We start from the raw sequence: 25,290 nt of genomic DNA on the forward strand, positions 1-25,290 counted from the left end.
TTCATTACCCGTTTGGAGTGAATAGAGATTTTGATTATTTTTGCGAAAAACTGGCAGGTAGAGTTAACCTGTTTCATAAATAAGCAAGAAATAAGTCAACCGTTATTATTATTAAGTTTAAACCGAGTCAACCTTTTATATATATAAGACTGAAAGTAGTCAACTAAAAACGTTAACATACAAGTGAACGCAGAGGCTCTATCTATTATGATGCTTATATCATATATTATAACACTGCATTCTCATATATTGTGATACTGGAGTCGCATAATATATGAGAATGCAGTATCATAATATATGAGAATTTTCATGATATATCTTTTTTTACTTTACAGTAACCTGTAACGGTTGTTTTACCTTCCGGGCAAAGTCCTGGATATATTTGAACCATTCGGCAGAGTTCTTGAAACCCCATTTGCTCCATCCGGCTCCGGTGTAATACGTATATTCGTTGCCCGGTGCATAAGTAGCATAAGCCAGTACATGACCGTCTGCTCCGCGTTGTTTTTTCTCAGCGTCAGAGAAGTTTACAGCTTTCGCATCACTCAGTTTTTCAGGGAAGACGGCTCCGATATAGATTTGTCCGTTTGTCGGGTCTTCCGGGTCGGCGTATGCAATGTAGCCGTTTGCGGCATCAGCCTGATAGTCTGTGCTCGGTTCGTGCAGTACGATACCGGTTACAAGCGGTGTCGCTTCATTCAGATTGGCAAACGTAAGCGTAATTTTGTTCAACTGCGAACCGGCATCCAGTGAAAGTATACGTGTTTCGATGATATTGTCATTCTCTTTCACTTTCAGCGGATTGTAAACCAACTTAACGGTGAAACGCAACGGACCGTTATCCAGAATTTCGTAGTCTTTGTAACAATACGGATAAACGATGGAATCGTTAGAAAGAAGGGCGGAAGTACCGGCACCCAGTGTCGGGCCCACTTTATAATAATCCAATCCGTTGCCATGGTCGATATGGTAAGAAATCGAATTGGCGAGTTCCTGTGCTGCTTTCTTGTCTGTTTTGCGCAGTTCGGCTATTTTGGCTCTCGATTCAGGGTCCAGTTCAGTCTTATAACGCATGTCTACAACCGGTTCGGAAACACATTTAGTCCAGATATCATATCCGAAAGCCTGTTCGCCGGTAGCTTGCAAAGCCGGACCATAGGTACGGAAAGCGATACGGTCGTTTTCCCAGGCAATATCGTCCACACGTTCCGGATAGAACTTACCGCAGGCAACTGTGGCGAAAGCCTCGGGAGTGCCCGGTTTGATTTTATAAGTAACGCTGCTGTTTGCGTTCACATCAACAGGGAAAATAATTTTCTTGTCGTATGTGATCTGATAAGGAACCTGTGTCCCGTTATTGTCGGAAATGATGAAAGATTCGCCATTCAGTTTGGCAATGGCATCCATTGAAATTTCTGTGACCTCCTTTGAACGGTCGATGGCAGACGGGTTCGTAACCGTTACATCTACGCTTTGTTCCTGTGTACAGGCAAATGCGGTAGCTGCTAAAAATAAGCTGATAATCTTTTTCATAAATAATATATTGTAGTTTATAAATATTTCGCCCTTGTGACAAACAGTTCTGAAACCGGCAGTAAAAGTATGAATATTCGCGAAGTTTACAAAGTTCATCGCCGGTAAACAAATATTTTTCTGCTTGATGGCTGTTCTTATCATGCAGTAAAATTGTCTTTTCACCGTTTCTATAGTATGAAGTTGAAGCAGTGTTTACTTATTCTGATGTTGACAGGTATTTTGCCGGTTCAGCTCTATGCACAGCATTGGAGTGAAGAAGATTCGGTGTGGTTGTCCCGTGTTTTATCCGGAAAGGATACGATACGCATTAATCCGGAGTTTCAGAAAGCTATCCGCGAAGGTAAATTGATCCATATGGAAGATGAACCCGGACAGCAGATACTGGAAGCCCCCTCTGAGTTGCCTCTCCTGAAAGATTTCTCCGAATATTTGCATGCAGATACGGATAGCATACATAATAACGTGGATTATAAGTCGATGCCTCCAAGTGTTTACCGTCTCTATAAGATGGAACTGGATACAATTCCGAAAATAAACAAAGAAGCCTATACGCCTCCTCCCACACGGCTTATCGACAAAAAAGAGATACAGGTAGGCAAGCTGCCGGTAACGGCTGCGGCAGGAGGGAGGAACCTGTATTCTTCAGATGTGGTAAAAGACGGACAGAAGCGGGGAACCGTGGGTGGGTCCGTCAAACTCTATTTTTCTCTGGACGATATATTGACATGGATATTTTCGAAAAAGGAGAGGAATAAGCGGAGGAACCGTAAACGTGATGATACCTGGCGTTACTATAATGCCATGCCCTGACAGGTTTACTTTTTCTTCCGGAATGATTTGTGCATCCAATTTAAAATGCTAATTTTGAGACTGCTATTTCTCTGTTCCTGAATTTATTTCGTGCAGATACAGTAGTCTAAATGATAGTCTGATGAAAAAGTTATGTTACTTCATATCATTTTTGTTCTTATTGCTGACGTTTGCCGGCTGTGAGAATGACGGTACGCTGAATGAAAACTCTGAAATAGTTGTGGTCGGTTTAGGTCATAAGGTTTATAACCTGCCTTTAGGAAATGAAATCCTTTTTACAGGAAACGATATAAAATGGTTTAACAGAGATACAAGAGAAATCAGGTTCTACGACCATTCGTCATTTAAGGAAAAGCTGGAGCAGTATGAAAAGATACTTGTTATATTGGCCGATACGGAGTTGTTTACGGCGACCAATGTCTCCGATGTGATGGCGAGTGTGAGTACGGTTTATAACGACCTGGTGTTGTATCATGATACTGCTGAGGATAAATACTATCTGAATGACAGTTATCCGGTAAATATCAATGTGGAGCAAGTCCGGTTGAACACAGAAATACGTGAAGAAAACTGGGGATTATTCCTTTACCAGTTAGGGATAGAAGGCCGCCTCAAATAAAAAACTTCCGCCGGCCTGTGAACGAGCCCGACGGAAGTCAGTAATTAAGTTATAGCATTTATTTATTTACCTATTCTTCTTCTTTTTTATTAAGCCTGTAACTAAGCGCTCCCGACGGGCATTTGTTGATCTGTGCGATCAATTCATCAGTGGTTGCATTTTCTATTTTAACCCAGGGTCTTTCCTTGGGGTTATATACCTGTGGCAATGTTTTTACACAAATACCCGAATGCTGACAAAGGTCAGGCTGCCATATAATTGTCAGTTCGCCGTTTGAATATTCAATTTTTTTCCCCATATCTATATCGCTTTATCCTATGTTAATACCTCTCATTACTATGCGCCGCCAGTCCGGATGCTTTTGGATGTATCCGGCAACGAAGGGACACAACGGAACCAGACGCAATTCTTGTTTTTCTATATCCTTCAGCACTTTTTCAGCCAGCTGGCTGCCGACACCTTTCCCTTCGAGGGCTACGGGCACTTCGGTGTGTGTAAGGTATATCTCGCCGTTCTTGGTTTTTATATACTCAATTTTCGGAACGTATTTGCCAATGTGAAATTCGTATTGGTGTCTCTCTTCGTTATCAATTAATTCATAATCGTCCATATCGCCTAATTGTTTTATTTGATTCTATATAATTCAAACAGTTTAGGGAAAGGCTTTGTTTACGGTTTCCTACAATTCTTTTTATCAGAAAAATGAATGACGGAAGTTGCTGATTGTAAGCCTAAAGGTTATTTGTCTTTCAATTTATATTGAATAAGTATGGTTTTTGTGAAACATTTTTAGTGTCAAGGTTGTTTCATTTATAAAGCAAAGTCATTTGTTTTGTGCGAAAGTTGAGTAATAATGGTATAAGTAACTAATATAGGAGTCAAATGGAACATGTCCGTTTGATCCATTATTATTAGTTTTAGGTCACATATCAAAAAATGGAGTGTTATGAATAAGAATGACGTTGGTTCAAGTGCTGGTCAGATCTGGCGCTTGCTCGCAGAGAGAGGTAACATGTCTATCAGAAAGATTGGAGAGATGACTCATTGTAAGGAGTCTGTTATTTTTCTCGCATTGGGTTGGTTGGCCCGGGAAAACAAAGTACGTTTTTGTAGTGATGGCAGTGGGGCACTATCTGTCGAAGTAAATATTCCGCTAACAGAGACGTATTATTGATAGGAAGAGGATAATTTTTGAAGCGCAAACGGGAAAGGGATACAAAATGAATTGTAGCCCTTTTTGTTTGCGCTTCACTCTTCTATTGACGGTACTTGCAGCAAGCCGGGAGCTTGTTGTAAACACTGTTGTCTGCTTTATACTTATCGTTGTCGTGCCCGGCTTTGGCTATCGCTTTGGCAATGGCATCAGCAGAGGTCTGTTCTGGATTGAATTGCAGATGGACCATTTGCGCTTCTTTATCCCATGAGGCGGAAGTGACTCCTTTTACACTTTTGGCGGCATCTTCAATTCGTTGCTTGCACATGTCGCAGGCTCCTTTTACTCCGAACATAACATGCTCACTTTTAGCTGTCGTTGCTCCATGCATCTGGTGCCCTTCATGTCCGGTCATCGGGTGAGCCGTGTTTCCGTCATTATTCATCATAGATGTTTTTCCTTCCAGCTGTGCACTGGCGTCGATAGAGAAAACGCCAGTGGTTACAATTTCTTCTCCATCCGAAAGTCCTTTCAGTATCACATAGGCATTGCCTAACGACGGACCCAGTTCCACTTCACGCATTTGGAATGTCGGGGTAGACATGTCCGGTTGTTTGACGTAAACGATAGACCGCTTGCCTGTCCAGAGTACGGCTGTCTGGGGAACGACAATCTGATCTTTATATCCTTTCAGAGGAGCGTCGACGATGGCTGTCGCATACATCTCCGGTTTCAGTTCCATACCCGGATTTGCTACTTCGACACGAACCCGGGAGATACGGCTGGTCGGATTGACAATCGGATCGATAAAGGCAATACGCCCTTTAAATACTTTGCCGGGGAATGCCTGCATGGTGAATGAGACCGGATCTCCTTTACTCAGGAAGGGCAGGTCTGTTTCATAGGCATCGAACATGGCCCATACCTTTGAAAGGTTGGCAACATCGAATAATACGGCTCCCTGCGAAACATAATCCCCCTGGCTGACCCGCTTTGACATAACGATACCGCTTGTATTCGATTTAATCTCTACAGTAGGAGAGGTGGTGCCGGATTGTTCGATAGCCGCTATCTGAGCATCCGTCATCTTCCAGAGTTGCAGTTTCTCGCGGGCAGCTTTGATTAAGGCGGGTTGCTGCATTTTGATAGCTTCCAGTAATTCCTGTTGTGCCGTAAATAAATCCGGCGAGTATAGGGTGACCAGCGTTTGTCCGGCACGGACCGTTTCGCCGGTAAAATCGACGGCCAGACTTTCTATGCGGCCTCCCACATGGGCGGTTTGCGATTGCAGGCTCCGTTCGTCCGGTGCTATTTTACCGTACAGGCGCACTTCCTTAACCGGGTTTTCTTTGCTGACACGTGAGGTTTGCACATTAGCCAGTGCTATTGCCTCTTCCGATAACTGGATGGCGGAAGGGTCTATATTCTCGTGGCTATTACCGCTTTTGCGTAAAGGAATCAGGTCCATACCGCATATCGGGCATTTTCCCGGTTTATCCTGTTTGATTTGAGGATGCATGGAGCAGGTCCATACGCCGTTTTCATCCTGTTGCAGGTCATGACTGTGGGTGTGTTCCGTAATGCTGTCATGGCTATGGTGTTCGTCGTTTACCTGGGGTGTTGTGGAGGACGGACTGAAGAATAACCAGCCCAGAAATAAACCGGCCATTACAAACAGGATATATTGTACTTGTTTGGCTTTGAACCATTCTTTTATCTTTTTCATGTCTTTATTCGTTTATTGAGGTTGCTACTAATTTTTCCATGCCGGCTATCCTTGTATTGTATTCCGCAATAGCTTCACTTTTCTTGAGGCGGTAATCCAAAAGCTGGCGTTCTACCTGTATGACATCTGTCAGACTGGTTGTTCCGGCGGAAAATTCCCGAACAATCAGTTGCCAGGTGGATAATGACAACTCCTGCTGCTTTTGATAAAGAGCTATTTTCCGGGATGCATCCGCCAACTGTTGTTTAACCGTCTGGTATTCGGATTGCAGCTGATTCAGCGTATTTTCGTATTTCAGTTCGCTTGCCTGGCGGTAGTGCCGGCTTTCCTTTTGTTGTGCCTGATACTTTTTACGAAAGATTGGAATACTGATTTTAAACATAGGCATGACCATATCCATACCGTTCATGTTATCCATAACCATACTGTTATTCGATTTCCCGACCAGTGAATATTGCAGGCCGATTCCAAACATCGGATAACTCATCTTTTTATCCATCTCTGCTTTTGCCCGGTAGGCATTCGCTTCGGCTTCGAGCATCGACAACATTGGGTTGGCTATAATGATACTGTCGGTCATAGCCTGGTCGTCAATCAGGAAATGCAGTTGTTGCAAAGAATCGGGAACAGCAACCCTCATATCCTGTCTGCGGTTTAACAAGGCATTGAAACGTGCTTCGGCGGCCGTTCTGTTGGAGGCTATGAGCTCCAGATTATTCTGAAGTTCCGCTTTTTCTATCTGTATGCGCAGTACGTCCGACATGGTGCCTGAAGAACTGCCGGTACCCATAGAACCTCCCATAGGACCGGAAGCCATTCCCTGCATAGAGGAATTGCCGGCCGGACTACCTTGTGGCGTTGCCTGGGAGCTGTTTCCCATTCCTCCCATGTTATCCATGCTGTTTCCATTGGAAGCGGGGGGAGTAACGACATTGCCTGTTATGGGGGGAACTGTGGAGGCGGGTGCATTGGCCGACGGTGCGGAATAACGGTTGAGTGCCAATTTTTCCAATTGTTCCAATAAAGCAAGATTAGCTTGCGTGTTTTTATATTGTTCGTTGAGGTTACATAACTGGTACCACTGGCTCTTTACTTCATAAAACAGATTGTTTCTGGCTTCACGGAATTGCTCGTAGGCCATGCGTGACATTTCGGTCGCCTCATTGCGGGCCGCTTTACGCGTTCCGAACCAGGGGAACATCTGCATCAGGGTAAAGTCGGCAATCTGTTTACCGCTCAGTGTCTCCATCGGTTTGACAAAAACACCGATATCCAGTTCCGGGTCTTCGTAAGCTCCTGCCTGTGGAATCTTTTCCAGTGAAGCCTTATAGAGGGCAAAGTTGGAGTTTACCAACGGGTTGTTGCGTGCGGCTGTCTCCAGATACCACGACAGGCTGTCTGCCTGCTGTGAAAATGCCGGAAGGAAACCGAGCTGCAGGACTATTCCTGTTATATATGCTTGTACTTTTATCTTATTTCTCATCGCTTGTATTTATTTCAATGTTCTGTTTCTTTTGCTCTTTCTTAATCACACTTTCGCGCCACCAGCATTGCAGCACAGGGACTACGAACATAGTCATAGATTGTATCAGCATACCTCCGAAAGTGGGTATTGCCATCGGTACCATGATATCGGCTCCCTTTCCGGTAGAAGTCAGTACCGGCAGTAAGGCGATTAATGTTGTTGCCGTCGTCATGGCGGCAGGACGTACACGTTTGAGTCCGGCTGTAACGACTGCTTCCCGTATCGCTTCTTTAGTAGTCGGATTCTGTTGCAGGAAAGTCTGGTGGATGTATGTCCCCATCAGCACGCCATCATCGGTTGCGACTCCGAACAGGGCGATAAAGCCGACCCAGACAGCGACGCTCAGGTTGATTGTATGCATCTGGAAAAGGTCTCTCATGTTTTCTCCCCCTACGGAAAAGTTCATGAACCAATCCTGCCCGTACAACCAAAGCAGGATAAAACCTCCAGCAAAAGCGACAAATACGCCGGAGAAGTGGATGAGGGAAGCTATTACTGTTTTAAACTGGAAATAGAGTACCAGTAAAACGATTAGCAATGCCAATGGAACAACAATCGCCAACCGCTGGGTGGCTCGTTCCTGTTGTTCGTAATTGCCGGCGAATTTATAGGAGACGCCTTTTGCCAAAGTCAACTCTCCGTCTTTTATCTTTTGGTCCAGTACGCGTGTCGCTTCTTTTACTACATCTACTTCGGCTTTGCCGGATGTTTTGTCGAATATGACATAACCGACCAGAAACGTATTCTCACTTTGAATCATCTGTGCTCCCCGGGTATAGTCGATATCCGCCAGTTCTTTCAATGGAATCTGTGCGCCGGTAGCGGTAGGAACCAGTAACATGGATAAAGCCTCCGGATTATCCCGCAGTTCACGTGCATAACGGAGACGGACCGGGAAACGTTCCCTGCCTTCGACCGTAGTGGTCAATACCATTCCACCGACAGCAGCACTCAATATCTCCTGTAAGTCTTCTACATTTACTCCGTAGCGGGCCATATTATCCCTGTTCAACTTTATTTCCAGATAAGGGGCGCCGACTGCCCTGTCGTAGAAGACGGAAGATGGGATAACCGAAGGAACTTCTTTCAATGCCTGTTCTATCGCTTTTCCGCTTTGCTCGATTGTCTCCAGGTCCGGACCATATATCTTTAGTCCCATCGGGGCACGCATCCCGGTGGAAAGCATGACCAGACGTGCCTCTATCGGCTGTAATTTAGGAGCGGAGGTCAAACCCGGTAAATGGGTGACATTCACAATCTGCTGCCAGATATCGTCTGTGTTTTTAATTTCCGGACGCCATTGACGGAAATAATCTCCCTTCCGGTCAGGTATCAGGCTGTCGCGGGGGATAAGCCGGAAACCGTCGGCTGGATTATAAGTACCGCCGTCTTTTAAAAGATATTCTCCTTTCCCGTTTACCTTGAACCGTTCGCGCTGTCCGTCTTCATTCAATATATATTCCGGACGATAATTGATGGTGTTTTCAAACATCTGTGCCGGAGCCGGGTCGAGAGCCGAGTTGACACGTCCCCATTTCCCGATGGCTGTCTCTACTTCGGGAATAGCCGCCAGACGTTTATCCAGTGCTTCGATATAATCCAGGTTCTGTGCAATCCCGGTATGGGGCATACTGGTCGGCATCAGCAGGAAGGAGCCTTCGTTCAGGCTGGGCATAAACTCTTCGCCGATTTTTCTCCAAATCATAAAACCGAATACGATGGTAGCGGCAGGGATAATCATAAACTGCCAGCGGTGGCTGAGGCACCATCTCAGTATCTTTTCATAGTAAATAACCAATATCCACAGAAGAGATAAAATAATAAGGATACAGGCAGCAACAAATAATATATTGGCGGATAATCCGGCTTGCGGTCCCATCGGCAACCATTCTTCCGACAGGTAATAAATAGCAACCAGCAGCGTAATGCCTATATTGATATAGGTACTCATTTGGGGATTCTTCCAATAAGAAGCGAGCAGGTTATTCACACCGACAGCCGTAAGTCCCAGTGCCGGTATGCTTCCATAGATAACCAGTAATACGATACCTGCTACAACTAACAAATAATTAGCCACCTTCCGTATCATTTTTGAATTTATCCTGACGGAGAACAGCAGATAAGAGAGCGTAGGTAATATTATTAACCCCCAAATAAAAGCGGAAGCCAGCGCATATGTTTTTGTATAGGCGAGGGGAGAAAACATCTTCCCTTCCTGTGCCTCCATCGCAAAGACCGGCAGGAAACTGACAATGGTTGTTATCATCGCCGTCGCGATGGCACCGGACACTTCACTTACTGCTTTGTAAATAAGGCTTACGAAGGCTTTACCTCTTTTAATGTCTTTGTTCTCCGGCATCTCCATATACCGGATAATACTTTCCACAAAAACAACCCCGACATCGACCATGACTCCGATTGCTATCGCAATACCCGATAATGCGACAATATTTGCCTCTATCCCGGTATATTTCATGAGGATGAAAGTCGCCAGTACGGCTATCGGCAACATGCTGGCAATGATGACCGAGGCACGCAGGTTCAGTACCAGTACGATAATTACAATGATACAAATCAATATTTCATGCGAAAGTGAAGTCTCCAGTGTCCCGATTGTCTCTTTTATCAGGTTGGTACGGTCGTAAAACGGAACAACGGTTACTTTCGAAACTGTCCCGTCCTCCAATGTCTTTTGGGGAAGTCCGGCTTCAATTTCTTTTATTTTCGTCTTAACATTGTCAATCACCTCCAGCGGATTAGCACCGTAACGGGCGATAACCACTCCGCCGACAGCTTCGATACCTTCCTTATCCAGTCCGCCCCGACGTGTTCCCGGGCCTATATTTACGAAAGCAACATCTGAAATACGGACTGGAACACCGTCGCGCACAGTGACGACAGCCTTTTCCAGGTCGGATACATCTTTAATATATCCCAATCCCCGGATCAGATATTCTACTTTGTTTATCTCCATCGTTTCCGCACCGATATCGAGGTTACTTTTCTTGACGGCGTTCATAATATCCATAACCGATATATTGAAAGCCCGCATGGCATCCGGATTCAATTCGATTTGATATTCCTTTACAAAACCTCCGGCAGAAGCCACTTCCGATACTCCTTCGGCAGCCGAAAGGCTATATTTGATGTAGAAGTCCTGTATCGTGCGTAACTCTTCGGCATTCCAGCCTCCGGTGGGTTTACCCGTTTCCGGATTTCTACCTTCCAGCGTATACCAATATATTTGTCCCAAAGCCGTTGCATCAGGCCCGAGGGCTGGCTGTACACCTTCCGGCAATGTGCCGGAAGGCAGGGAATTCAACTTCTCCAGGATACGTGAACGGCTCCAGTAAAATTCTATATTGTCATCAAAAATGATATAAATGAATGACATTCCGAACATGGAACTGCTCCGGATACTTTTAACCCCAGGTATTCCCAGTAGGGAAGTTGTCAGCGGATAAGTGATTTGGTCTTGTATGTCTTTGGGAGACCGTCCCATCCATTCGGTAGCGACAATCTGTTGGTTGTCGCCTATATCGGGAATGGCATCCACCGGGATTGGATTACGGGGTATGATACCACCGTGCCAGTTGAAAGGAGATGTGGATATTCCCCAGACAACGACCAATAGTAATAATAGCATGGTTATCACCCTGTTCTCAAGGAAATAACAGATTATTTTATTTAGCATAGAGTACTGTTTTTTTATTCTGATGGATTTATTTGCTGCATACAACTTCTTAGAACGGGCAAACATTGTTTTCCAAAGAATGCCTATGCATATGAAGTTTCCTCTCGTGTTACACAAAAGGAACAGATTATAATCTTTTTTTGTTTATGGAATGTGAACAAAAGAGACTACCGACAGGTAGCCGGCATTCACTAAATCAGAAAAGAACAGTTTCGAATGCATAGTTCTGTACCACTACATTCGTCGGGTGGGGTATTATAAAAAGGATTGAATAGAGTTGAGCCGTCCGTTTCGGAGAGGACCAACAGGTCATTTATATCGAACAGCAAGGACAAAGCAACCGGAGTATAATCTATCACCGGTATCTGGTCGATATTCTGGTCGACTGTCATCTTCACCAACTGCGTATCTGTAGAACAGCAATGATGTGTTTGTTTCTTCTCCTTGCATGAAGGGCATATATCATTTTGCCACAGGTCAACTTCCACTATCTTACCCATGCAATGATGGATATTCAGGATTATTCCGCTGGAAACCCCGAGATACAGGAACGTTAGTATGACTAAAAGATATTTCTTCATGAACGCAAAGATACGATTGTTTTACCGGATATAAACATAAAATGTATGCAGCGCTTATTAAAGAATGTTTCATCTTGTTTTCAATAACATTTTCTTTAAATAAAAGGGAAAGTTTAGCATTATGTGTAACGCCTTGTTTTTTAAATTGCTATACTTCTCTTTTTAGCGTTTTTTTATGCGAGGAAACGGGAAATAATGTATGACCTGTCATTACTTTATTGTATCTTCACCGCGTAAACGAAAATGTATTTTGCACATTCAAAATAGTAAGTAGCAGAAGTTTTATGGTAATAGCTTATTTGAGAGTAACTATTGACAAGCAACATCTTGAAAGACAGAAAGATGAAATTACTCGTTATGCGTCAGCAAATGGTTTGGAAATCAGTAAATGGATCACTGATATAGTAGACGGAAAAAGAAAGGAGAGTGAACCGACTCTGTTCCGTGTGTTGGACAGAATGAAAAAAGGTGATAAAGTTATTATAACGGATATTGCCCGGTTTGGTCGTACCTTGTCCGAAGTAATGACCCTTTTGAGTAAATGTATGACCCTGGGGGTTCATGTATATAGTATAAATGACCGTTATCTTTTGGATGACAGCCTGAATACGGAGGTAGTATCGACCACCTGTAATCTGGTTTCGGAGATAGAACACAACCTGATGTCTGTCCGTACGAAAGAGGCGTTGAACCATAAGAAAGAGAAGGAGGGCTTGCAATTGGGACGTCCGAAAGGAACGGATGCCAAGCAATCTTTGCTGGATGCCAACAAAGATGAAGTGATGAACATGCTTGAAAGAGGGGACACTGTTGTCATGATCTGCAAGCATTTCAACGTGTCCAGAAATACTTATTACCAGTTCAAAAGGAATTACGGGATTTAGAACCAGTCTTTTTTTCGCATATAAATCCAGGTTAGTATGCCTGTGAGGAACATGATTCCCCAGGCAATACCATAGCCATATCTCCAGTCCAGTTCGGGCATCAGCTTGAAGTTCATACCCCATACGCCGACCAGGAATGTCAGCGGGATGAACAGGGTAGATACGACCGTCAACCGTTTCATGATCGCATTCATTCGCAGGTCATTGTTGGAAATATAAAGGTCCACCAATGAAGAAATGATTTCCCGGCAACTTTCTGTTGTCTGGATAACGAATTGTAACTGGTCGGCAAGGTCGTTGTAGATCGGAAGCATATCGGGACTGATTATTCCGTTCTCCGTACGCAGTAGTTTGGGGAACTGTTCCTTCAATGGCTGGCTGTTTTTGCGGATAAGCATATATTCATGCCGGCGTTGCTGGATCATCGAACCCATGTTTCCCTGGTCGCTTTTGATGTCGAGCAGTGTCTCTTCGATATCTTCCAGCATTTCTTCAACTTTGGAGGCCGTTTCCACCAGATTGGCAATGATCGTATTCAGCAGGAAAGCAAGCAGCAGTCCGCTGCCTTTTTTTCGCAGGTTCAGCATATCGGATTCCAGCGCTTTCATTGTGTTGGCGAATACCGGATTATTACTTTCAGTGAAAGTGATGACTACATTTCCGGTGACCAACAAGCTGATATGCTCGGAATGTATCTCCATATTGGCATCATAATAGCTGGAATTCAGGATAATGAGCACATGGTTCGCATATTCCTCGATCTTTACGACATGCTGAGGTGTCAGTATATCCTTGGCATCCAGATTGTGCAGGCCAAACTCTTTTACGATACGCGTAATGGTATCGGAGTCGGTCAGCCCGCTTACCTGAAACCAGTTTATTTTGTTCGGATCGACCAGCTTGCCGAAAGAAGAAGTACCCTTTTTTACTTCAGCCGTATGGAGTACATCGGCATTGTATTGGGTGAGACGAATGTCGGTTACAGTCTCATGCTCACCGGCATAATAATACTTATCCGACAGATGCCGGTTAGAAATATGTCTTTTTCTGTGCACATGTGTAGCTTCTTTTCGTCTCATAGATACCCTTGTTTAATCCAGTTCCACAACAGTGATGCCTGCACCTCCCAGTTGAACATGCTCATCGTGATAATGGCGGACACCGGGAACTGAATGCAGATAGTCGCGTATCAGTTGCCGCAGGATCCCTGTACCCGTGCCATGCAGGATACGCACCCTCGATGCTCCGACCTGGATGGCATCATCAATGAAATAGGTGACAGTTTGCAGTGCTTCATCGCCTCTCATACCTCTAACATCTATTTCCTGCTTAAAGTTCAATTTCTTCTCGTGCATATGGTCGGTCGTATCCGAGCTGACAAATGTACTTTTCTGGATTCCCTTCTTGATCTGTCCTTTGCTGACTTTCTCCAGTTGTTCCAGTTTAACCGTACTTTTAATCATGCCGAATGCTACGACCGCCTGTTTGCCCTGAAGTTCCATAACTGTTCCGGCAGAAACCTGTCCTTTCAGGCGGACATTGTCGCCCACTTCGATCACATCGCGGTTGAATGTCTGTTTGGCGGCAGGTGTATTCTGTTTTTGCTTTTTACGCTCTTTCCGTTCCTGCAACTTCGCCATCTTGCGGGCGATCTTGTCATCTTCTTCTCCGGCCGATTCGACAGAGGCCTTAAACTCTTCCAACGCTTTACGGGCAAGTTTGGTCTGTTCCTTTTCTGCTTGTGCTTCCTTGATTTCACGAACCGTATTCTCGATCCTGGCATTAGCTTCGGCCAGTATTCGTTGCGCTTCGGCTTTCGCTTCGCGCATGATCTCCTTTCGTTGCCTGTTTACCTCTTCCAGATCTTTTTCGTAACGGGAGGTGATATCTTCCAGTTTCTTTTCCTGCTGGCGGATATTCTGCCGTTTGCTTTCCCAGTAACGTTTATCGCGGACAATATCTTGCAGGTATTTGTCCATATCGATATAATCGGAGCCGACTTTGGCAGAGGCGTCTGCTATCACATCTTCCGGTAAACCGATCTTTCGTGCAATTTCGACAGCAAACGAGCTCCCCGGATTCCCGATAGACAATTTGAATAACGGCTGCATCAGATGGCGGTCATACAACATGGCGCCGTTTACGATGCCTTCCGTATCTTCGGCAAAATGCTTCAGATTCTGATAGTGCGTCGTAATTACACCGAAACTGCGGTTCCGGTTGAAACGGTCTAGCAAAGCCTCGGCAATGGCACCACCTATCTGGGGTTCCGTACCGCTACCGAACTCATCGATCAGTATGATTGTCTTTTCGTTACAGTTTCTGACGAAATACTTCATGTTGGTCAGATGGGAGCTATAAGTACTCAAGTCGTTCTCAATACTTTGCTCGTCACCGATATCAATAAAAATACTGGAGAATATACCGGTGCGTGAACTTTCGTGCAATGGAATCAATAATCCGCATTGCATCATATATTGTAGCAGTCCGACCGTTTTCAGACAGACTGATTTACCTCCGGCGTTCGGTCCTGAAATAATCAGGATACGCTTCTTTTCATCGAGTGTGATATCGAGTGGTATGACTTGCTTGTTTTGTTTCTGCAATGACAGGTAAAGCAGCGGATGAACGGCACGCGCCCAATCCACCTGTTGTACATTCTCCACAACCGGCTTGATCCCTTTTACCTGTTCGGCAAAGAGCGCTTTGGCACGGATAAAATCAATATCCGCCATAAACTCATATGATTGCAGGATATCCGGCACCATCGGGCGTACAATATTGGTAAACTCCGTCAGGATCTTCATGATCTCTCGGCGTTCGTCACCTTCCAGCTCACGCACCCGGTTGTTGGCTTCCACAACAACTTCCGGTTCAATGAAAACTGTCTTTCCACTGGCCGATTCGTCGTGTACGATACCTTTTATCTTTCTCTTAAAAGCTGGGGCTACGGGAATCATCAGACGACCGTCGCGCATGGTCGGGGTGACATCTTTGTCTACTACGCCTTCCGACTGTGCATTCCGCAGGATGGATTGCAGGCTGCGGGAAATACCGCTCATCGTGGATGAAATTTCTTTTCTGATCTGTGCCAGGGTAGGAGACGCATTGTCTTTTACTTTCCCGAACTTGTCGAGGATAGAATCTATTTTTCCGATCAACTGGGGGAAAACAAGAATGTCACCAGCCAGCGCTGTCAAAGCCGGATAAGCTATTTCTTCATCCTCTTCCGTCCGGAAGAAACGGACAATATCGTTGATTGTCTGTAGCGAACGTTTCAGGTCGAACAATTCCTTTTCGTCCAGCCAGGTTCCTTCCGGGCGTATCCGTTTCAACGAATAACGGACATCGAAAAAGAAACTGGCAGGAAACTCTACCTCTCCATGCAGGATACGGACAAACTCATCTGTCTGTTCCAGACGTTCAATAACGGTTGTATAGTCGGCAGAGAATTCCATCTCTGCAACCCGCTCTTGTCCCAGCGGGCTTAAACATTTATCGGAAATTAAACGGCGTACTTTATCGAACCCCGTTTTCTGTTCAAAGTTTTGTGGGTATATCACGTTTATTTATATGCTTTATTTTATCTCCACCGTAATCTCTCTGCGGATAGTAGGGCGGACGATCATTTCCATTTTGTTTTTGCCCCGTTTAATTTCAAACGTACAGGCATTGTTGCCGGTCGGGTTGATATAAGGAGCATAATAATATAGGTAGGAGAAACCTCCTACATTGCCTGACTTTTGTAGAGCGTCGGCAACCTGAGGGTATTGGAATGTATCCCAGAACATACAGCGTTTGAAGCCGTTTGCGTCCGTGAATTGTGTTTTAGGATCGCGGAATTTCATTGTTTTGGAAATGAAGTTCTTATAGCCTGCTGTAAATTCTTCGGCGGAATAATTCATTTTGTTGTCATTGATCTTTTCGATCACGTCACGCGGACGAAGTCCTGATGCGTAAGCCGGCGAATTGCGGTCTACATCCGTGATGAGTTCCAGACGGTCGATGTCATAACTGATCCCGGTGTAATTATAAGTCTTCTGGTTTACCTTATATTGTACATTGCGACCATATTTTACATACGGATATTGCATCAGCATCAGCGGCACATGGATACGGGCATATTCTTCCAGCTTGTAGGAATCTTCCAGCAATTCGTTCGCCTCGCATTCCCAAAGGATGCGACCCGGAACAAATGCCTGGTCGATCATTCGGAAACCGAATTGTAACAGGTATTCTGCTTCAGCCTCTGCCGCCGAATTACCCAGGAACGGGAAAGAATCCATCTTACTCTGAGTAAAATTATAACGGAAAGTAGGCTCTTTCTCTATCTGGATCTTATTGGCTCCTTTGAAGTTCGGATTCTTATCGAAGAAGTAGAATGTCTGTATCAGAATATCCGGTTGTGCGATATCCAGCACCAGTCCTTTTTTAGTCATTTCTTTCTCGATGCAATCATTGATGGCACTTTCCAGTTTACGGTTGTTCTCATCTATCGCTGCGAAAGCAAATGTCTTGAATTTGCCGAAGCTTATAGAATCGGGTGTCACCACTGTCTTGAACGGACAGGTAAAAGTGCGCTCGCTGGTAGTCTCCAGACTGTACATGGAGAAAGCCGAAGCCAACTGGTCTTCAGTGATCGAGTTGACCTTCTTGCAATCCTTCTTAACCATTACCTGTTTGGTCGGGATGGAAAGATTGGAGATGGTTAGTATCACTTCATTTTTACCGGCAGGATTCAGTAACTGGGCTATCTCCTGAGGAGAAACTTCTGCCGACTGCACCCCGTCTATCGCTTCTACAATATCACCTTGCTTAATTCCTGCAAGTTCTGCCGAAGAATAAGGGATAACTCCTGTAATGACAGGTTTGAACTTTCCCCAGTTGTTACTTTGGCTGATATCATATGTGAATCCTAATCTACAGATTGACGCGCTACGGTTCTGTGCATAACCGGTTAAGAATGCAAATAACAATAATATGGATAAAACAATTCTTTTCATAATGCCAGTAATTCTATTATAGTATTAATAATACCTGTTTATACCTAAATCTATAGGCAAAGGTAAAGATATTTTTGTTGAGTATGAATAGTTGGCAGCATATTTGATGTTATTCCGGTGTATGATCGTAAGGATAACTTTTTCTGCATCCAAAGTGTTAGTAGATGAAAGTTGTCGTATTATGCTGACAATTAGGTAATAATAAAAAAATTAAGATAGTTATGAGCAAGATGAATTTTAACGGAAAGAAGGAAACGGCTGAAAAGAATGAATGTCAGAACAACGAAGAAGCGACAAATTTGCAGCAGGAACAGGAAAATGCGGCAGAAGAATGTGCGCAAACTGACAATGTGACCGAAGAGCTGGATGAGTTGAAAAAGAAGTATAACGAATTGAACGACTCTCATCTTCGCCTGATGGCAGAATTTGATAATTACCGCAAACGTACCCTGCGTGAAAAAGCAGACCTGATTAAGAACGGTGGTGAGGCAGCCCTGAAAAACTTACTTCCTGTAGTCGATGATTTCGAACGTGCATTACAGAATATCCGTAACTCGGATGATGTGGAAGCCGTGAAAGAAGGGGTAGAACTTATCTATTCCAAATTTATGGCTTATCTGGCCCAGCAGGGAGTGAAAGCTATTGAAGCGGTAGGCCAACCTTTCGACACCGAAATGTTTGAAGCTGTAGCTACTATTCCTGCTCCGGAACCTGGCATGAAGGGTAAAATCCTGGATTGTGTACAGACCGGATATACTTTAAATGACAGAGTGCTTCGTCACGCAAAAGTAGTAGTAGGAGAATAAGCAACATGCTAGAGGGCAAATAACAACAATACAAAGATGGCTAAAAGAGATTATTACGAAGTGCTGGAGGTGTCAAAAACCGCCACAGTAGAAGAAATTAAGAAAGCATATCGAAAGAAAGCAATCCAATTCCACCCGGACAAGAACCCCGGTGACAAACAGGCAGAAGAAAACTTCAAGGAAGCTGCCGAAGCGTACGACGTATTGAGTGATCCTCAGAAACGTCAGCGCTATGACCAGTTCGGGCATGCCGGAGTAGGAGGTGCATCCCAGGGAGGTGGCTTTGGTGGAGCCGGAATGTCAATGGAAGATATCTTCTCTCAGTTCGGAGACATCTTTGGAGGACATTTTGGTGGCTTTGGCGGTTTCGGTGGTTTTGGCGGAGGCTCACGTGGCGGTCGTCGTGTGAACCGCGGATCAGATTTGCGTGTGAAGGTAAAACTGAATCTGAAAGAGATCGCTAACGGAGTAGAGAAGAAGATAAAGGTTAAGAAATATGTACCTTGTAGCAAATGTCACGGTAGCGGAGCAGAAGACGACCACAGCTCCAAGACTTGTGAGACTTGCCATGGCAGTGGTGTCGTTACCCGTATTGCCAATACAATTCTGGGTCAGATGCAGACACAGTCTACCTGTCCGACTTGTGGCGGTGAAGGAAAGATCATCACTAAAAAATGTGCTCAATGTGACGGTGAGGGTGTTATGCGTGATGAAGAGATCATTACGATCAACATACCTGCCGGCGTAGCTGAAGGAATGCAGTTATCCATGAGCGGAAAGGGAAATGCAGCCCGCCACGGAGGAATAAACGGTGACCTGCTGATTTTGGTTGAAGAAGAACCGCATGCAGAACTGATCCGTGACGAGAATGACTTGCTGTATAACTTGTTGTTGAGTGTTCCCCAGGCTGCTTTGGGAGGAACCGTAGAAGTTCCGACCATCGACGGTAAAGCGAAGGTGAAGATCGAACCGGGTACGCAACCGGGTAAAGTCCTTCGCCTGAGAAATAAGGGACTTCCTTCCGTGAACAGTTATGGAACAGGTGATTTGCTGGTAAATGTCAGCGTATATATTCCTGAAACATTATCAGCGTCAGAAAAAGAAACGCTGACCGGTTTGGATAATTCACCGAACTTCCAGCCGAACCGTACAATGAAAGAGAAGATCTTCAGCAAATTCAGACATATGTTTGATTAGAAGTATTCAACTATTCTCAGATAAATAAGAAAAGAGTAAAGCCGACTAACAGGAAGTTGGTTTTACTCTTTTTTTATTTTAAGAAGACTTTTTAATTGAATAATAAAAAATATACATATAGGCGATTGAAGGAAGAATCATAGAGATGGCAACATTGGATATTTCCTGGATTACTCCCATAAGAGGGGTAACGACGGCCCCGCCTAAAATATTCATTACCATTACCGAACTGCCAATCTTTGTGTGTTCTCCCAACCCTTTCAGGCTTGATGCAAAAATAGTGGGATACATCAATGACATAAAGAAGCTGGTCGATAATAAGCACCATGTACCGAATACACCTGGCATTAATATGCAACAGATTGTCAGAATGATATTAATCAGACTGTAAAAGGCCATCAACCGGATCGGTTTAACCAGCTTCATCAACCAGGTTGCGGATAATCTGCCTAATGTAAAAGCAACCAAAGTGGCGGAGAGCATATAGCCGGCTGTTTTTTCTGTTATTCCTGCATATTGTTGTACATATAATATAAAGAAACTCCATGTCCCCACCTGGGCGCCGACATACAGGAATAAGGCGAGGGCTCCCTTCATGAATTCTTTATTTTTCAGCAGGATTTTCAGGGAGTCTCCTATACGGGTGGCTTGTTCCTTGGTCGTCTGCTGCTCCGGTAATTTTATTTTCCACAAAAGGATTGCCCATATACAGGCAAATACAGCCAGAAATAGATAAGGAGTGACAACACGTAAAGTCTCCACCTCTAAATATGCGGTATATTTGCCTGCCTCTTTCATTTCTGCGATTGTTTCTCCACTTAACTCTACTCCGGAGAAAATGAAAACCGTACCGATGATTACTCCGAAAATAGAACCCAGAGGATTGAATGCCTGTGCCAGATTCAGCCGTTGTTCAGCCGTTTCTTCATCTCCCGACTGTACAATAAAAGGATTGGCTCCTGTTTCGAGGAAAGTGAGGCCGGAAGCGATAATAAACAGGCAAAAAAGGAAAAAAGCATAACTACCGGCTATTGCCGCCGGCCAGAATAACACGCAACCTACGGCGAAAAGTAATAGTCCCCCGATCAGTCCCGTTTTATAACCATACTTTTGCATGATTGTAGCAGCCGGAAAAGCAAAAACGAAATAACCGATATAAAAAACAGATTGAATCAAACTCGCCTCCAATATGGATAGTTCGAAAGACTTCATAAATTGTAGAAGTTCAGTATACCGTTTAAATTGTTGGGAATCCCCCACATAAAAAACAGGCAGGTGATTAAGATAAAAGGTATCAGATATTTTCGATTAACCATTTTCGTTTTATTTTCAATCATCATAAGAGTTCTGTTTTATAAGCCCGGAAGCTGTTATTTGTTTTATTTCGCCAGCCGACTTTTTTGCCGTGTCAAGCAAAGCTGCCATTTCTTCATTCGTTAGTAAAGGAACTGTTGCCAATGACCTGTTTAATCCCAATTCTGTGTATTTATCGGCACACATATTATTAAAAGCACAAAGTTCCCATTTATCAATAAGGTCTGAAAAAGAGTCGTTGAGTAATTTTCCGATGCCTGCTATATTTTCAACAGAGGCCGTCATTCCCGGAATTAAGGGGGTGCGGACCCATATTCGTGTATGTAGACGGCTCTTCCGAATCAATCCGGCAATAATGTGCAGGTTATCAATTACTCTCCTGTTATCTTTCCCTGTAAAAGCAATATGTCTCTCCGGATTTATCTCTTTAATATCGAATAGTAACAAATCCAGGAACGGCAACATCCGTTCATAGGCTGAAGAGGAAACCTGTCCGCATGTATCGAGGGCCAGATGTAAATCCCGCTCTTTCAACTTTCTCGCAAGAACGGTTATAAAATCCGGATACAGGGCTGGTTCACCTCCGGAAAATGTAACTCCTCCGTCCATGCTTTTTAGTAACGCTTCATCTTTCAGGATACAGGCCGATAACGTTTGGGGTGAATATTTATGACCGATGATACTTAATGCTTTTGATGGGCAATGTTCTACACAGGAAAAACACCGGATGCATTTATCCGTATCGATTACATACTCTCTTTTAAGGGAAAAATCAATCGCTCCGTTTTTACATGCCTTTTCACATTGCCGGCAACCGATGCAATCGCGCTTAGTCCATTTTAGTTCCGGAAACGGATGAATCGTTTCCGGATTATGACACCAGCGGCAGTGTAGCGGACAACCTTTAAAGAAAACAGTCGTTCGCAACCCCGGACCGTCATGTGAAGATAGCGGAGTAATCTTGACAAGATTCGCTGCCAGTTCTCTTTCCTGCATTACAAATTCTGATAATTGACCCTTTTTACAAATTCCTGCTGGAATTGTTTATCCATGAATACAAAATGTGCAGAATAGCCGGTCACTTTCACGACTATTCCCTTATATTCATCTTTGTCAGGGTGATGCATTGCGTCTTCCAGGGTCGCTATATCTACTACATTCAAATTGATTTGTACACCACCGCAGGTAAAGAAATGATTGGCAAAAGCCCGGACAAAAGTTCCGCGAGGTTTATCTTCGGGAAAGAAGCTCGGATGAAGTTCTATCTGGAATGAACCGCCCTGGTATTCACTGTAATTCAATTTGGTGAAAGAACGCATCGTGGGTAAAATCCCCTCTTTGTTCCGTCCATGCATCGGATTCATACCATGTGCTAGCGGTTCTTCCGCCTTTCGTCCGTCGGGTGTTGCTCCCAGCATCGGGCCGGCATACGTATGTCCCATGAACTGGAATAGAGATGGACGGTAATGGAATCCTTTTATATTATGCTTCTCTTCCAGCATTTCACGTATCAATGTACATATTTCAACGGTCATATCGTCGACGGAAGCATTATCATTCCCGAACTTTGGCATATTCAGAAAATCCTGCCTCATGATTTCCCTGCCTTCCCAGTTTGTAGTCAAAGCTTCTTCCAACTCATCCAAAGTATATTTTTTATCTTTGAATATCAGCTCACGTATAGCAAACATACTGTCGCATAAATTAGGAACACCCAATACATTCACCGAAGTATAATTGTTTGCCACAGCCCTGACGTCCGTTACGTCTCTGCCGTTTTCTATCGGGCCATGCATACAGAAGGACGTTACTATTTCCGGCCATACTTTGGGTTGCCATTTGTAGGTATTGTTCTTAAATTCGACCAATGCGTCCGTCGTTGCATCCAGTTCCCGGCGAAAATGAGCCAGGAAAGCATCCCAGTCGGACAGCTTGTTTTGAGCGGCATACCGTATCGTGCGTTGTAGCGGCTGGATAGGAACCAGGGAATTGGTATCCTGGTCGCTATATTCTTTTCCTACCGAACAATACCATTGGCATCCCGAATAGGCAATATTCCATGCATCTTCTTCCTTATATCCGGAGCGCAGTTCGCTGGCCCGCATCACATCATAGTTGACCAGCGTAGGAGCGCCGCAACCATGCCGTCCGACTACATCACAGGCATATTCCCAGAAATCGGGGTCGATATCGCTATGCCACATCACTCCCAGCTGGTTGTATCCACCCAGCATATCGTATGCTTCCACTCCAATCCAGCTTACTTCGTTGGTGGCATCTTTCAGTTCCTTATCCCGTCCGCCGAAGCAAAAATAGTTACCGCCATATTTCAGATACAACTCGGCAATCAGTTCGCGGGCAGTCTCTTTATTTAAAATGCCTTTTTCTACATCTGCCCGGTAAAAACGCAGTAGCAGCTGGTCCATGCGGCCGTAACCATTTCCATGCCCAATGATACGTTCCGCTATCTGGAAGAAGTTAATCCATTGTAATGCTTCCAGGAAGGTGGAAGGAGCATTAGACACCAGGTTCCGGCAACTCCGGGAAACCGATTCGTAAATAGCTTTTATCTCCGGGTCGCTTTCGTTCTTTGCCCGTATTCCGGCTTCCTCCGCATATCTCTCTACATAACGGATAATTGATTCACACACAATTTCTGCTGCACAGAGATATTCATAACTATATTGATTGTCGAATGATTGGTATTGTTCTTTATAATGACGTATCTTCTTTAAGATTCCGTTCCAACCCAAGTCGAGCCCAATGGATAAATCCGGACAAGTATGGGTCAGACTCATGCCACCGGCCCCCATTTCTCTTGCTTTAAAACCTAAATCCTGGTTTTCCTGCGGATATTTGAAATAACGCGCCTCGTCCAGCTGCCAGTAAAATTCTCCCACTATTTTCTCATAAGGGTGAATTGCAACCGGGCTGTGGTCCAGAAAGAAGGCATAATCCGTCGCAAAGTTTATCGGAGTATTGGAAAAGCCTGAGACTTTGGAAGGCATTTCTTTGGCAAAAGGAAAAGGGCCTCCGACATCAATACGGCAATTATGGTCACCCAGATTGATTCGTTCGCTTTCCGAAGCGGCAGTATCTCCCGTAGCGGGACTGAAAGTCGCCGCTTTGCCTGACCAGTGATATACCAGAAACTCAGGATTATCCACATAAATATCTCTCTTATGATGCTGTGCCAGTTCCAGATTCCGTTTATGTAAACGCTCAATCCGCCCGCTCTTTTTAAACAGTGTATTTTTCATGTTATTTATTATTTTCTTTAATCATCGTCCCTACTTCTTGCAACGTTTTCACATCTATATCACGAATACGGCCTTTGTAATCGGGACCTATATTGACGGAAAATATATTTTCATACTCTACGGCTTTCAGGTAATCTTCATATATTTTGGAAGCCGGGTGACACAAATTATCGTGCTTGGGCAGAGAATAGAACCACATGGCACCACCTTGATGCGGCGGAAGGAGAGGATAGGTAAATTCGGCAACCAGGTATCCGTTATAATTAGCTTCCTGTTCCTTATTGTACTTACTGGCTTCGCTGTCACCCAATCGTCCGGGTTTTCCCATTTCCCGCAGACATAAACGTCCGGATGGTTCTCCGTGGTTATAGCCTACAAAACAATTCGGTTGGAACTGGTGGACCCAACGGGTTGTCTCTGCATGCGAAAGTCCGCCGTCGCCCGTTGCATGGTCAAACCAGATAAGTTCTATGGGACCGTATTCTGTCAGCAACTCTTTCAATTGAGCCTTCTTAACTTCCGGATTATTACCGCCACGACCTCCTTTTCCGCGTTCGGCTTCCGGCCAGTTCCAATCGCCTTCCGAGAAATAAATCCCCAGTTTTATACCGTATTTGTCACACGATTTGCGAAGCATTGCCATTACGTCCTTTCCCAGCGGGGCATTTGTAATCTTGAAATCGGTAGTCTTCGTATCCCACAAACAGAAGCCGTCATGATGTTTGGTCAGGAAATAGATATAATTCATGCCTGCTTCTTTCGCGGTTCTGGCCCATTGGTCCGTGTCGCATTCCGTAGCACGGAAAAATTCGACAGGCAGTTCTTCTCCGGTCCATTCTTTTCCGGAGAAAGTACTTAAAGACCAACAAATGAACATACCGAATTTCATATCCTTCATCTCTTGTGCTCTGACATCGTTAGGAATAACCTCCTTGCTGATAGACGGTTTTGTCGACTGGCAAGAGGTGGCAGCCAACAAGCATAGCCCTAAAAGGCTTGTAAAAAATGTATTCATGTTATTCTGATTTAAAGTTTGGACAAACTTAGCTATTTGTGTGGCAGGGCAACCGCACCAAAATTTCTATTAAAATATGTTTTGTGGCATAAATCATTAAAATATTTCAAAAAAAGTTGTGTAATTGGGGAATAAAGGTAATCTTGCAGAAAGAAAAGTCTTAACTA

At 44.3% G+C, this 25,290-nt stretch carries 20 protein-coding genes; 6 read left to right on the forward strand and 14 right to left on the reverse strand.

The window, feature by feature from the left end; translation table 11 throughout:
* Positions 1-324: 324 nt before the first annotated feature.
* A complete protein-coding gene (locus NBH15_RS25940; protein WP_250823944.1) occupies positions 325-1,533 on the reverse strand; it encodes a BT3233 family polysaccharide utilization protein in 1,209 nt (402 codons plus the stop codon).
* 177 nt (positions 1,534-1,710) lie between these two features.
* Here NBH15_RS25940 and NBH15_RS25945 point away from each other — a divergent pair, with 177 nt between their 5' ends.
* On the forward strand, positions 1,711-2,346 hold the full coding sequence (locus tag NBH15_RS25945; protein WP_250823945.1) for a hypothetical protein: 636 nt from the start codon (positions 1,711-1,713) through the stop codon (positions 2,344-2,346).
* Positions 2,347-2,467: 121 nt separating this feature from the next.
* On the forward strand, positions 2,468-2,965 hold the full coding sequence (locus tag NBH15_RS25950; RefSeq protein ID WP_186960914.1) for a hypothetical protein: 498 nt from the start codon (positions 2,468-2,470) through the stop codon (positions 2,963-2,965).
* Positions 2,966-3,035: 70 nt separating this feature from the next.
* Here NBH15_RS25950 and NBH15_RS25955 read toward each other — a convergent pair whose 3' ends face one another.
* On the reverse strand, positions 3,036-3,263 hold the full coding sequence (locus NBH15_RS25955) for a (4Fe-4S)-binding protein (RefSeq protein WP_007659254.1): 228 nt from the start codon (positions 3,261-3,263) through the stop codon (positions 3,036-3,038).
* A gap of 12 nt (positions 3,264-3,275) precedes the next feature.
* Positions 3,276-3,575, reverse strand: coding sequence for a GNAT family N-acetyltransferase (locus NBH15_RS25960; protein WP_046146902.1), 300 nt, complete (start codon positions 3,573-3,575; stop codon positions 3,276-3,278).
* A 336-nt stretch (positions 3,576-3,911) separates the two neighbouring features.
* On the opposite strand from NBH15_RS25960, the gene NBH15_RS25965 reads away from it, so the two are divergent.
* The gene (locus NBH15_RS25965) at positions 3,912-4,139 is read left to right on the forward strand and encodes a winged helix-turn-helix domain-containing protein (RefSeq protein ID WP_007659257.1); all 228 of its coding nucleotides are present in this window, start codon (positions 3,912-3,914) and stop codon (positions 4,137-4,139) included.
* A gap of 82 nt (positions 4,140-4,221) precedes the next feature.
* Here NBH15_RS25965 and NBH15_RS25970 read toward each other — a convergent pair whose 3' ends face one another.
* The 4 genes from NBH15_RS25970 to NBH15_RS25985 form a co-directional block, all read right to left on the reverse strand.
* The gene (locus tag NBH15_RS25970) at positions 4,222-5,844 is read right to left on the reverse strand and encodes an efflux RND transporter periplasmic adaptor subunit (protein ID WP_250823946.1); all 1,623 of its coding nucleotides are present in this window, start codon (positions 5,842-5,844) and stop codon (positions 4,222-4,224) included.
* 4 nt (positions 5,845-5,848) lie between these two features.
* Positions 5,849-7,327: a TolC family protein gene (locus NBH15_RS25975; protein ID WP_250823947.1), complete on the reverse strand. Its 1,479-nt coding sequence runs from the start codon at positions 7,325-7,327 to the stop codon at positions 5,849-5,851.
* Entirely contained in the window at positions 7,317-11,063 is a 3,747-nt protein-coding gene (locus tag NBH15_RS25980) for an efflux RND transporter permease subunit (RefSeq protein ID WP_250823948.1), read from the reverse strand. Before NBH15_RS25980 ends, NBH15_RS25975 begins: the two co-directional genes overlap by 11 nt.
* Positions 11,064-11,254: 191 nt before the next feature.
* Positions 11,255-11,644 carry an HYC_CC_PP family protein gene (locus tag NBH15_RS25985; RefSeq protein ID WP_128133501.1) on the reverse strand — a complete coding sequence of 130 codons (390 nt, stop codon included), beginning with the start codon at positions 11,642-11,644 and terminating at the stop codon, positions 11,255-11,257.
* A 284-nt stretch (positions 11,645-11,928) separates the two neighbouring features.
* Between NBH15_RS25985 and NBH15_RS25990 the strand changes: the two genes are divergently transcribed.
* Positions 11,929-12,528, forward strand: a complete 600-nt coding sequence (locus NBH15_RS25990) for a recombinase family protein (protein ID WP_128133502.1) — start codon at positions 11,929-11,931, stop codon at positions 12,526-12,528.
* On the opposite strand, the gene corA is transcribed toward NBH15_RS25990, so the two are convergent.
* Genes corA through NBH15_RS26005 form a run of 3 tightly spaced genes read right to left on the reverse strand, consistent with a single transcriptional unit; the run spans position 12,525 to position 17,531 of the window.
* A complete protein-coding gene (corA, locus tag NBH15_RS25995; protein WP_128133503.1) occupies positions 12,525-13,607 on the reverse strand; it encodes a magnesium/cobalt transporter CorA in 1,083 nt (360 codons plus the stop codon). The two genes, NBH15_RS25990 and corA, sit on opposite strands and share 4 nt — an antisense overlap.
* 12 nt (positions 13,608-13,619) lie before the next feature.
* A complete protein-coding gene (locus tag NBH15_RS26000) occupies positions 13,620-16,091 on the reverse strand; it encodes an endonuclease MutS2 (protein WP_128133504.1) in 2,472 nt (823 codons plus the stop codon).
* 15 nt (positions 16,092-16,106) lie between these two features.
* Positions 16,107-17,531 (reverse strand): PDZ domain-containing protein, encoded by a 1,425-nt coding sequence (locus tag NBH15_RS26005; RefSeq protein WP_250823949.1) that lies wholly within the window; start codon positions 17,529-17,531, stop codon positions 16,107-16,109.
* A gap of 221 nt (positions 17,532-17,752) precedes the next feature.
* Here NBH15_RS26005 and NBH15_RS26010 point away from each other — a divergent pair, with 221 nt between their 5' ends.
* Together NBH15_RS26010 and dnaJ are read left to right on the forward strand one after the other, a co-directional pair.
* Complete coding sequence (locus NBH15_RS26010) at positions 17,753-18,337, forward strand: nucleotide exchange factor GrpE (RefSeq protein ID WP_007659266.1); 585 nt, start codon at positions 17,753-17,755, stop codon at positions 18,335-18,337.
* A 36-nt stretch (positions 18,338-18,373) separates the two neighbouring features.
* Positions 18,374-19,534: a molecular chaperone DnaJ gene (dnaJ, locus tag NBH15_RS26015; RefSeq protein ID WP_010803395.1), complete on the forward strand. Its 1,161-nt coding sequence runs from the start codon at positions 18,374-18,376 to the stop codon at positions 19,532-19,534.
* 78 nt (positions 19,535-19,612) lie between these two features.
* Here dnaJ and fucP read toward each other — a convergent pair whose 3' ends face one another.
* The 4 genes from fucP to NBH15_RS26035 form a co-directional block, all read right to left on the reverse strand.
* Entirely contained in the window at positions 19,613-20,746 is a 1,134-nt protein-coding gene (fucP, locus tag NBH15_RS26020; RefSeq protein ID WP_250823950.1) for an L-fucose:H+ symporter permease, read from the reverse strand.
* 117 nt (positions 20,747-20,863) lie between these two features.
* Positions 20,864-21,844 carry a glycyl-radical enzyme activating protein gene (locus NBH15_RS26025; protein ID WP_128133507.1) on the reverse strand — a complete coding sequence of 327 codons (981 nt, stop codon included), beginning with the start codon at positions 21,842-21,844 and terminating at the stop codon, positions 20,864-20,866.
* Positions 21,844-24,108 carry a pyruvate formate lyase family protein gene (locus NBH15_RS26030; protein WP_250823951.1) on the reverse strand — a complete coding sequence of 755 codons (2,265 nt, stop codon included), beginning with the start codon at positions 24,106-24,108 and terminating at the stop codon, positions 21,844-21,846. The genes NBH15_RS26025 and NBH15_RS26030 overlap by 1 nt, the downstream gene beginning before the upstream one ends.
* Position 24,109: 1 nt before the next feature.
* Positions 24,110-25,123, reverse strand: a complete 1,014-nt coding sequence (locus NBH15_RS26035) for an alpha-L-fucosidase (RefSeq protein WP_158579641.1) — start codon at positions 25,121-25,123, stop codon at positions 24,110-24,112.
* Between the last annotated feature and the right edge of the window lie 167 nt (positions 25,124-25,290).

The organism is Parabacteroides caeci, from assembly GCF_023656795.1.
Classification (GTDB): Bacteria; Bacteroidota; Bacteroidia; order Bacteroidales; family Tannerellaceae; genus Parabacteroides; species Parabacteroides segnis.